15 protein-coding genes are annotated in these 10,180 nt (G+C 45.9%); 10 read left to right on the top strand and 5 right to left on the bottom strand.

The annotated features are described in order from the left end of the window. Nucleotides 1-263 precede the first annotated feature (263 nt). Together ACWP87_RS12020 and ACWP87_RS12015 are read right to left on the bottom strand one after the other, a co-directional pair. A complete protein-coding gene (locus ACWP87_RS12020; RefSeq protein WP_019728288.1) occupies nt 264-359 on the bottom strand; it encodes a putative holin-like toxin in 96 nt (31 codons plus the stop codon). Nucleotides 360-718: 359 nt separating this feature from the next. Then, entirely contained in the window at nt 719-814 is a 96-nt protein-coding gene (locus tag ACWP87_RS12015) for a putative holin-like toxin (protein WP_019728288.1), read from the bottom strand. 309 nt (nt 815-1,123) lie between these two features. Here ACWP87_RS12015 and ACWP87_RS12010 point away from each other — a divergent pair, with 309 nt between their 5' ends. The 9 genes from ACWP87_RS12010 (at nt 1,124) to ACWP87_RS11970 (ending at nt 6,400) form a co-directional block, all read left to right on the top strand. Further along, a complete protein-coding gene (locus tag ACWP87_RS12010) occupies nt 1,124-1,288 on the top strand; it encodes a hypothetical protein (RefSeq protein ID WP_015764850.1) in 165 nt (54 codons plus the stop codon). After that, the gene (locus ACWP87_RS12005) at nt 1,246-1,602 is read left to right on the top strand and encodes a hypothetical protein (RefSeq protein WP_014569126.1); all 357 of its coding nucleotides are present in this window, start codon (nt 1,246-1,248) and stop codon (nt 1,600-1,602) included. Before ACWP87_RS12010 ends, ACWP87_RS12005 begins: the two co-directional genes overlap by 43 nt. Continuing rightward, on the top strand, nt 1,586-1,825 hold the full coding sequence (locus tag ACWP87_RS12000) for a hypothetical protein (RefSeq protein WP_015764849.1): 240 nt from the start codon (nt 1,586-1,588) through the stop codon (nt 1,823-1,825). The genes ACWP87_RS12005 and ACWP87_RS12000 overlap by 17 nt, the downstream gene beginning before the upstream one ends. Beyond that, nucleotides 1,819-2,247 carry a hypothetical protein gene (locus ACWP87_RS11995; RefSeq protein ID WP_014569125.1) on the top strand — a complete coding sequence of 143 codons (429 nt, stop codon included), beginning with the start codon at nt 1,819-1,821 and terminating at the stop codon, nt 2,245-2,247. Before ACWP87_RS12000 ends, ACWP87_RS11995 begins: the two co-directional genes overlap by 7 nt. 160 nt (nt 2,248-2,407) lie before the next feature. Then, complete coding sequence (locus ACWP87_RS11990) at nt 2,408-2,536, top strand: hypothetical protein (RefSeq protein WP_005714974.1); 129 nt, start codon at nt 2,408-2,410, stop codon at nt 2,534-2,536. A 120-nt stretch (nt 2,537-2,656) separates the two neighbouring features. Then, nucleotides 2,657-3,421, top strand: coding sequence for an aminoglycoside adenylyltransferase domain-containing protein (locus ACWP87_RS11985; RefSeq protein ID WP_014569124.1), 765 nt, complete (start codon nt 2,657-2,659; stop codon nt 3,419-3,421). 148 nt (nt 3,422-3,569) lie between these two features. Next, entirely contained in the window at nt 3,570-3,842 is a 273-nt protein-coding gene (locus ACWP87_RS11980; RefSeq protein WP_005691594.1) for a type II toxin-antitoxin system RelE/ParE family toxin, read from the top strand. 122 nt (nt 3,843-3,964) lie between these two features. Then, on the top strand, nt 3,965-4,783 hold the full coding sequence (locus ACWP87_RS11975; protein WP_015764848.1) for a Cof-type HAD-IIB family hydrolase: 819 nt from the start codon (nt 3,965-3,967) through the stop codon (nt 4,781-4,783). A 246-nt stretch (nt 4,784-5,029) separates the two neighbouring features. Continuing rightward, nucleotides 5,030-6,400: an FAD-dependent oxidoreductase gene (locus ACWP87_RS11970; RefSeq protein ID WP_014569123.1), complete on the top strand. Its 1,371-nt coding sequence runs from the start codon at nt 5,030-5,032 to the stop codon at nt 6,398-6,400. A 288-nt stretch (nt 6,401-6,688) separates the two neighbouring features. Here ACWP87_RS11970 and ACWP87_RS11965 read toward each other — a convergent pair whose 3' ends face one another. Genes ACWP87_RS11965 through ACWP87_RS11955 form a run of 3 tightly spaced genes read right to left on the bottom strand, consistent with a single transcriptional unit; the run spans nt 6,689 to nt 8,955 of the window. Then, the gene (locus ACWP87_RS11965; protein WP_014569121.1) at nt 6,689-7,378 is read right to left on the bottom strand and encodes an ABC transporter ATP-binding protein; all 690 of its coding nucleotides are present in this window, start codon (nt 7,376-7,378) and stop codon (nt 6,689-6,691) included. A 4-nt stretch (nt 7,379-7,382) separates the two neighbouring features. Further along, complete coding sequence (locus ACWP87_RS11960; RefSeq protein WP_014569120.1) at nt 7,383-8,444, bottom strand: ABC transporter permease; 1,062 nt, start codon at nt 8,442-8,444, stop codon at nt 7,383-7,385. 7 nt (nt 8,445-8,451) lie between these two features. Further along, on the bottom strand, nt 8,452-8,955 hold the full coding sequence (locus ACWP87_RS11955) for a TetR/AcrR family transcriptional regulator (protein ID WP_014569119.1): 504 nt from the start codon (nt 8,953-8,955) through the stop codon (nt 8,452-8,454). A gap of 250 nt (nt 8,956-9,205) precedes the next feature. Here ACWP87_RS11955 and ACWP87_RS11950 point away from each other — a divergent pair, with 250 nt between their 5' ends. Next, nucleotides 9,206-10,003 (top strand): hypothetical protein, encoded by a 798-nt coding sequence (locus tag ACWP87_RS11950; protein WP_014569118.1) that lies wholly within the window; start codon nt 9,206-9,208, stop codon nt 10,001-10,003. Nucleotides 10,004-10,180 lie beyond the last annotated feature (177 nt).

Below are 10,180 nucleotides of genomic sequence, written 5' to 3'. Positions count from 1 at the left end.
ATAGCAACTTGATGTTTGCCAATTTGTGATTGTTCTATCAGTTAAAACGTTAACATGTAAAGAGCCCGATCGTATTCTCAATTCTTAACACCGAGAAAAATGTGTTGACATCTCTGCACGGATCACTGAAAATAAAAGTGTACTAAAAAGAGTCGCTGGCTAAACACCAGCGACCCGTGAAACAACAATGCTGCTTGACGGCGGCTCATTCTAACTTAATTAAGCCATCACGAGCCCGTTAAGCTGACGTGACGGCTTTTTTGTTAGTCTCGATCGATTAGCTTTAGAACCAACTCGATCACGGCAATCAACAATAGTGCGGCCATGATCATGAGGCTCAAAGCTTCGAAGTCGGACATTTCTGCTCCTTTCTAAAGAATTCTGCGGTCTTATCGTTTTTACACCATAAGCACCATCCCCTTCTTCAAAAAGAGCCGCCGTCGCGTAGCATTGTTGGTTTTAGTTTATCAGTTGTTACTTTATCATTCCATATATACCATTTGTTATTAATCTAGGCTAGTAATTTTTCTTTTTCCCGCCTCAAATCCTAAACAAATATGTTGACATCTCTGCACGGATCACTGAAAATAAAAGTGTACTAAAAGAGTCGCTGGCTGCTAACCAACGACCCTCTGTAACAACAATGCTGCTTGACGGCGGCTCATTCTGACTAAATTAAGCCATCACGGGCCTGCAAGCTTTCGTGACGGCTTTTTTGTTAGTCACGATCGATTAGCTTTAGAACCAACTCGATCACGGCGATTAACAATAGTGCGGCCATGATCATGAGGCTCAAAGCTTCGAAGTCGGACATTTCTGCTCCTTTCTAAAGAATTCTGCGGTCTTATCGTTTTTACACCATAAGCACCACCCCCTTCTTCAAAAAGAGCCGCCGTCGCGTAGCATTGTTGGTTTTAGTTTATCAGTTGTTACTTTATCATTCCATATATACCATTTGTTATGAATCATCTTTTTTCGCACATAACTGGCACAGCAACAACCTGTTCCACATGGGTTTCAAAATCCCCTCCAAATCCCCTCGTGTTCTCCACTAGGCACACCTCCTTGCACCTGCCAAACTAAAGCTAATGGTAGCCTCACTTATAAATAAAGGAGCAGGGCAATGGCTAAAGAAAAGTTAACTTATGAAACGAAAATGTTGCGCCACGCAGGCCGTGAACTTGATAAGTATTGGGACGATTTTCACACCACTCCAAATTTTGTTAAGCTGCTTCAAGAGACGACGTGGGTTGGGGGGCAACTTCTCAAGCCCGTTCGACGCTCATAACATTTTTCGCCACCGCGTTTGCAAATCTTCGCTCAAGCATTGCCAAACTCGATATTCCCCAAATTGTTGATGGCTTGGAACAAACTTTAGAGGCATCGGCGAATTCAGATGATCCATATGCTGACATTGACTTTGATGCAGACGTTATTCGCGCAATGATCATGTGGCTGATTCAGCAGAAAAAGATTCAGCTCACCAGCGATGATTTCATGACGGCACTCATCCAGGCACTCACCGAAACCACTACCCACGCTGCTATTAGCCAGTACGCCGACTATGCTGATTATGACGATGACGATGATCCATTACTTTGACGATGATGACGAAGCTGTAGATGATGAGGATGATGGCTATGATGCCGAAATTGAAAAAGCATTAGCTGACGTCGAAAATGACCCGGAATTCGAGGAAAAAGCCATTGACTTCTCTTCACCGCAAACCCAAACGCTTTTGGATTTACTTTCGCGTTTCATCGAATCATCCGCTTTGGATCGTCTTCCGGAAAAAGTGAAGACCCCGACCTGCTCACCATGTTAGTTTTGCTAATCATGCAAAGTAATAAGGTGATGTTCAATCACGAAATAAAAGCGTGGACCAAGGAAGAACTTTCAACAACCCTGACCTTCATCCTAAGCGACAAGGAAGTCATCAAAGCAAATCAACGTAAACCGGTCTTACAAGCCTTGGCAGCGTTTATTCGTTCAACTGCCAATAAAGGTCTCTGGTCAGCAAAACAAGTCAAAAATTTTGCTGAAGCCGTCGATGAAAAAATCAAGGGTTTGGCGCCTGAGTCATCAACGCCTGAAGTGAAAGCCAAAAAAGATAACAAACTGACAGTTGGCCGAGTTGTGCCGATGAAAAAGTTTAAAAAGGGTAAATACAAGAAAGAGTCTTTTGTTGAAGCTAGTTTCAAACCATCGTGCTGTATCAGATTGTGGCGCGATGGTTTTTTCATTTGAGAAGCCAGTAACTCTTTGCTCTCCCGCCTTTTCACACACTACTTTTTGGCTTCAATCGCTAAACTATTTGAAAGTCGTCAATTACTTATATTAAAAGCTAACAAAATCAGCGGCTTTTAAGATACAATCGTTGTGAATCAGAAAGCAGGAGGATTTTTCAATGTCAAAATCAAACATAGAAAAAAGTGCCGAACAAATCAGTGAGTATCTTCGAGGAAATCCGCAGCATGTGCGCGTTGAAACGATCAAGTTACCGGAAACATCTCAGGACACGACTGCACATCAATGAGTGAAAGCGCCCATCCCGTAAGTCAAACTAGCGGATGGGTATTTTTCATAAGCTTGCCTATTTTGAACTTGTTATTGAGTGCCTAAAAAGCTAGCGAGTCCGACTGAAGGGGAAATAAGCGTGGATAAAACCAATCAATTACTGACACTTTTAAAAACCAGTTATACAAGCATCTTAACCACCAATTTAGTCGGTATTTACTTGCACGGATCCTATGTCATGGGCTGTTTCAACCCGGCAGTAAGCGACTTAGACTATCTTGTTGTCGTCAATAGCCCGCTAAGTAACAAAGCTAAGGCCAGTATCATGAATGTAACACTTGAGAAGCTTTGGCCTTTGAGTCCGGCAAAAGGATTGGAATTTCACATTCTTCTTAAACAAGACCTATCTACTTTTTCGGAACCCGTTCCCTTTGATTTTCATTTTTCAAAAATGCACTATCAAGAGTATTTGCGCGAACCAGCAAAGTATATTAATCAAATGCACGGAACCGACCCCGATCTCACGGCACATTTGATGATCGTCAATCAATGTGGTCAAGTTTTAACCGGAGAACCAATCTCCGAAGTTTTCGCACCAGTTCCTGCCCAAGCATATTTAAGAAGTATTCTTTATGACATTGGCAATGCAGACACTACAATTATTGATCAGCCAATGTATACGATTTTAAACCTATGCCGGGCATTGGCGTTTAAAAATGAACAGCTCGTCACATCAAAGTCTTCCGGTGGGGAGTGGGCACTAGCAACGTTATCCCCCAAATGGCGTCCACTCATCAAGATGGCGTTAAACGAATACCAGTCTGGAAGTGGACGTGTGAGTGAATATCAGGCAGTTGAGTTAAAAGCCTTTGCTGGTTATATGTTAAAGCGGCTTGTAAATTAGCGCTTGCGCTAAGTACGTATCCAACTTCAACACAGTGAATTGGAAAGTCACACTCTCTGTTGCTGAGCTTACAATTGCTCAACTATTATTCTTCACCTGCTCCCCTCTTGCAGTATGCTTAACCCAAACTTTTAGAAAGGTCCCTACCATGCCCACCTCCCTGCCCCTTATCGAACAATCCCGCTTCAAAAAACATCTCAAACAACTCCTACAAGCCGGCCGCTTCACTAAGGCTGACTTTCAGCAAGTTCTTGCTTACTTACAAACCAGCACCCCACTGCCGGAAAAGTATGACGATCACGTGATCAAAAAACGCAAACCAGATCGTGCTTTGTTCATCAAGGGTAATTGGCTGCTCATTTACCGAGTTGAACCAGACGCGATCCGCTTGATTGATGTCGGCCGCCATGGCGAGATTTAACGGTTGTGACGGCTTAGTGCCCGAGCATTCTTTTCACCGGACTTGTGCTGGTCGGCAAGGTTGCATATTGTTGCCACCAACGCCCCTGTGCTAAGCTGATTTCAGGAAGGGGTGTGACTGCCATGATTCGATTGATCGCAGTCGATTTGGATGACACATTATTGAATTCGCATAAGCAATTGTCACCGGCCACGGTCGAGGGTTTGCAAACGGCTCTGGCTTCCGGGATCAAAGTCGTGCCGTGTACCGGGCGGCCACTGCCAGGGGTGCGGACAACGTTGGACGCGCTGGGACTGCATGGTGATGATCAATATGTCATCGTTCAAGGTGGCGGTGTGGTTCAGAGTACCAGTGGGAAAATCATCGCGCAAAAATTCATGAACCATCAGGATTATAAAGATTTTTCGACTTTTGCAACCTCGGTATCGGCGGCCGGGATTGATAGCAACGTTTTGACCCCAGCCGGTGACGTCTACACCGCCGATCGAAACATCAGCCGGTACACAGTTTTGCAGGCATGGGAAAATCACGCCGGTATCAAGGTTCGCGAACCTCAGGAAATGCCGGATGATTTTGTCATTGCAAAAGGTATCTTACTCGGCGAACCAGAGCAGGTGGCTAACATTCAACCGCAAGCCGAAGCCGAATTTGGCAATCGGTTTACCGTGATTCGCAGCATGCCGTTTATGCTGGAAATTATGCCACAAGGGGTCGATAAAGGCTGGGGGCTGGCGCAACTCACACAGTATCTGGGGCTAAAGCCAGCCAACGTGATTGCTTTTGGCGATGAACACAATGATCTTGATATGTTTGATTTTGCCGGAGTGAGTGTGGCCATGGCAAACGGTCAGAATGTCGTCAAGAACCATGCTGATTATGTAACCGCCAGCAATGATGACGATGGCGTTGTTAAGGCGCTAAAACATTTTAAAATTATCTAGTTTTACATGCAAAACCGTTGCAGAGAACCCTCAATGTTCTGTGCAGCGGTTTTTTTTACCCATTAGACCGACACATTGGCAATTTTCAAACGCCAAGGTGTATCATTGGGTTTAGGTAAAGCTAAAATAAAATTGTCCAATAATTAATTGTTCTCTGCTATTGACGCTAGATTGTAATTATTCTAATATAGAGATAGAGCCGTTGTTACATAACTGCGGTTACTACATATCCTAGGAGGGATTTTTGTGGACAAGCCAAAGATCATTGTTGTTGGGGCATCACACGGCGGTCACCAAAGCGTTCTGGAATTATTGCATCGGTATCCGGATGCAGAAATTACCATGTTTGAAGCGGGTGACTTTGTTTCGTTTATGTCCTGCGGGATGGAATTATTCTTAGAAGATCAGGTCACAGATGTGAATGATGTTCGTAACTTCCGCCCTGATGATTTAATTAAACGTGGTGCGCATGTGTTCAACAACCATGAAGTAACGGCCATCAACGCTGATGTCAAAACCGTTACTGTCCGCGACACGAAGAACGGCACGGCACAGGATTATCCTTACGACAAATTGATTCTGAGTTCAGGCGTGCGGCCGAACTCACTACCGGTACCAGGCAACGACTTGAAAAATGTTTTCCTGATGCGCGGTTACGATTGGGCAACCAGTATCAAAGCCAAACTTGCAGATCCGGCAGTCAAGCATATCACGGTGATCGGTGCCGGCTACATCGGGATTGAAGCCGCTGAAGCCAGTCGCAAAGCAGGTAAAGAAGTCACCTTGCTTGATATGATTGATCGGCCGCTGGGTACCTATCTTGATCCGGATATGACCGACATCTTAGCTAAAGAGTTGACTGACAAAGGCGTTGAGTTAAAACTCGGCGTAAAAATCGAAGCGTTCACCGGCGATGGTGCAGTCAGCGCCGTGAAAACCGATGCTGGCGAAATTGCCACGGACCTTGTGATTCAAGCTGCTGGTATTCAGCCAGCTACTGAATGGCTCAAGGGCACGGTTTCGCTAGACGATCGCGGTTTCATCAACACCGATCCATACCTGCGCACGAATTTGCCTGACGTTTACGCCATTGGTGATGCAACGCTGGTTTATTCCGTACCGGCACAGCAAAAAGTTCCGATTGCCTTGGCAACAGTTGCGCGGCGTGAAGCCCGTTATCTGGCGGCTAATATCTTTGCAGAACATCCGGCACGTCCGTTTGGCGGCGTTGTCGGTTCCAGCGCGTTGAGTGTGTTTGATTACCACTTTGCAGCAAGCGGCTTAAATACGTTCACTGCCGGACGCTCAAATGTCCAAGTCGACACCGCTTTTTACGCTGATTCCCTGCGTCCGGCTTATGTTCCGGAAGCTAATGGTAATCCGCAAGTTTGCGTCAACCTTGTCTTTGATCCGCAAACGCACCGGCTGCTTGGAGGCGCAGTTCTGTCCACTTACGACGTCACCGCGCAAGGCAACGTTTTGGCCCTAGCCATTCAATACGGCCTCACGTTGGAAGACTTAGCTGAAGCCGACTTCTTCTTCCAGCCAGGATTCGACCGGCAATGGAGCCTGCTCAACCTCGCCGCTCAACACGCACTAGGTGAACCACGCTTCTAGTCAGTTGCTAATCCTACTGCAACATTGTTTCCTCTTTTAATCATCAGCCATGCAAAAAGACCAAGATTTCACTGATTTAGTGAGCTTGGTCTTTTTTGAGTGAGCGTGAGCCAGCCCGGTCTGAAACCGGAGTGTAAGTGGCCTTAACCACAATGGCCGGTCTTTGGCCATTGTGGTTAAGGTCCTTACATGCAGGTTTCTGGGCTGGCGAACGCGTTATGGTGAGCGTGAACTGGCGCGCTTAGAGATCTGCACGATGATGGTCATGAAGGTTAAAGACGCACAGCCTTATGCCGCATACTCCGGTTCGCCTTCACGTAACTTGCCATCCAAAAGTGTAAACTTCCGATCAGCAAACTTTTCAAGGCGAACATCGTGGGTCACGACAACAATCGCTTTGTTATGCTTGTGGGCAAGATCAGCCAACAACTGGCCAACCACTGCCACCCGCGGGCTATCGAGTGCCGCAGTCGGTTCATCCGCCAGTACAATCGCCGGATCCGGATAAAGCGCCCGCGCAATCGCAACACGCTGGGTTTGGCCGCCTGATAACGATGCTGGATACTGATTGACTAAGTTGGCAATACCCAAATCATCCAACAACTCAGAAAGGGCTGCCTGACTAAGGTTCCCTTTTGGTTTGATTTTATCGACCAGCTTAAACTGCTCGCCGACTGTTAAATACGGCACCAAATTATAAGACTGTAGAACAAAGCCGATTTTATCTAACCGCAACGCATCCCGCGCTTTACCAGAAAGTTGTTCCAGATTTTCCCCGGCTGTGGTCACAATCCCGTCAGTCGGGGTTTGAATTCCCCCGGCAATGGTTAGGAAGGTGCTTTTCCCGGATCCAGATGGCCCGAGTACCAGTGAGAGACTGCCGGCATCGGCACTGAAATTGACGTTCTTGAGTACTTCAACGTCACTGGTTGGCGTTTTAAAGTTTTTAATGATGTTTTTTAATTCGATTGCTGGCATATCATCAACCTCCAATAGCGGTAACAGGATCAACTTTTAAGATGGTGCGTACAGGGATAATCGCACCGAGAAAACCGGTGAGCAGGATGCCTAAGATGACGGCAATACTGAGTCCCGCCGAGAAAATCATCGGCACACCCAGCGGCATGAACTTGGCGGTAATCGCCGTCAATGCGCCGCCTAAGACGAGTCCCAGACTGACTAAAATCAGTGCCTGATCAATCGTGGTCGCAACCAAGGTCCGTGCTGGTACACCTTGGGCCCGCAATACCGCGTAGTTTGGCAGTTTTTGCATGGTCAAAATGTACAGGAAAACAGCAATGACGATCAGTGAAATGACAAACAGGAACCCAATCATAAAGGTAAAGGTGCTATTTTGCGCCGAATACCCTGGGAGTTTCTGAATAAACGTGTTGGCTGAATACGTCTTGAGGTCGCTGGTGTTGATTTTAAAATCGGCCGTCTTGGAGATGATCCCACTGGCGGTAAAACTGGTTGGCAGATTGTGCAAGGTACGCCAGGTGGTCATGGTGCCATAGACCACCGGCGCCACACTCATCTTGGCATTCTGGGTAAACCCGACAATGGTGTAGCGATCGCCTTTGGTACTCAAGCGAATCTTGTCGCCAAGCGCGTAACCTTCATTCTTGAATTGTGTGTCCACCACCACTTGATGATCGTTTTGAACCCGGTGACCACTGACCAGCTTCATGTCCTTGCCAATATATTGATTCCAATCCAAACCAATCATCGTGGAGCGGATTTCTTTGTGCTGGCTGCTCGTTGCCACCGCGCCGATTGTTCCGACATAAGCCTGACTTTTACCTAGCTTGAGATTCTTGGTCTGTTCAGACGTCAACAAGGACTGGCTTAAGTTAATATCGGAATCCTTGGCCAAAACGACTCGGGACGTGTCCCAGGATTCAATCGCCTGGGTATTTTGCTGCGCCAGCCCGTTTGCCAGCGCGCTGAGAATGAACACCAGATAGGTGACCAGCAGAATCATGGCGATAATTAAGCCATAACGTAATTTTTCATGCCAGATTTCTTTTAATGAGAGATACATCGACTCACTACTCCTTCACTTGCAGCTGGTTAAGTGCTGCTTTTAGATGCTTCAAAATCAAATCCGTCTGTTCTGGGTTGGCCAGCGCCTCGGAAATCGCGCTGTGGCATAAGGTCGCCACCGCCCATTCAATCGCATTGGCCGGAATCGGGGGCTGCCCAACCGTCACCAACCCGCTATTCTTGGTAAAATGCATGCGGATAAAATCACGATCCTGACTTTCATCCGCTTCGTGCAAGAACGCCGCGGTGGCAGCATACGGATCACGCCGCATTTCCGGACCCGCAATGCCCGTATGCAACCGCCCGATCACGGCTTTAAAAGCATATTGATACGCATCTTTTAAATCACTGAAATATTTATAAAATGCCCCACGCGCAATGTCGGCCTGCTTCACAATCCGCGCCACCTGCGCCTGTGCCAACGGATGCTGCGAAAATTCGGTCACCAACGCAGCCAGAACCCGTTGCTGTTTTGTTTGATCTAAATGTTGGAACGTTGCTAAAACCATGTTGATCCTCCTTAAGCTTTCGCCGCCACGGTTAAACCTTGGTGGTGACGAGTACGCATGGTGACACCGTGTCACCGTTCAACAATTTGTAGTCTACACGGATAGTGACACGGTGTCAACTTTAATTTATGCAACATTGTAAAAACATTCTGAAAAGTAGGAATTTGCGGCTCCTTGATTATTGGGAAACAAACCGAATTTCACCAGCCGTTATAAAATAACTGATATAATGTTTTTGGAGGTGGGGAAAATGGGGTATGATCCTAATCAATATAATTCTTCCAATGATTTTTATGCGCAACAACAACATGCGGATTTAGAACAGCTTTCCGCTACAATCGCTAATGAAAAATACCAAGATCGTATCATGCAGCTGAGAATAGAAATCGCCAAAGCACCAAATGTTGCGGTTAGATCTGAATTACAGCGAATTCTGTATGAAGAAAAGCAAAAACATCGTAACCGTATAATTTTAAGTTTCGTATTTTTAGTTATAGCTTTGATCGCCGTATCATTTTTAGCACTTTATTTCCATAGTGCCTCATCAGCTTCTGGTTCAGGACAACCTGGTCAAGTAACGCCTGCCGTTACATCTGAAAGTAGTAGCAACAGTGACGCTAATTCGGTAGAAGAGACAAGTTATGATTCTGAAGATGATGCCGAGACCTCACAATATGAAGAGGATACAGATCCATCAGCGGCTACGGTTAGCAATGAGGATTACATTGACCACGGTGTTGTTAAAACCACTAAGAACTATCCTTCCAATACTTCATTGCGAAATAATAACACCTCATCTTCCGGTATCACTGGGCACTGGCAGTCTGGTGATGCAACCACATTTGACTTCAACGATGACGGTACTTATAGCTCAACAACAAATGGAAAATCCACTTCTGGCACGTGGAAAATAGTTTACCGATCCGGAAACATCCTCAATATTCAATTTACTGACAGCAGTGGGCACACGGTTGTTGAGCCTTTTGCATTAGACAATGGAAATCTAATCGAAACCAATTTAAAGATCAAATGGAGTCAAGTTAATTAACATTTACCGCTCCAGCCCTAGTCTTTACAATCCCTGAATAATCCAGATAGGAAAAAATGAAGAGCACAAAGTAAAAGCGAATGACTTTTCCCACAGCTATTGCATATATTTGTGATAGCTTATGTAGGAAAACTCGTTCGCCTTTATTTTTAGCTGATCTTTTAAATCTCAGAGACT

The sequence above is a fragment of the Lacticaseibacillus sp. 22 genome (assembly GCF_055413445.1).
Note: the sequence above shows the minus strand (reverse complement) of the source record. Positions and strands in the feature narration are given on the sequence as shown.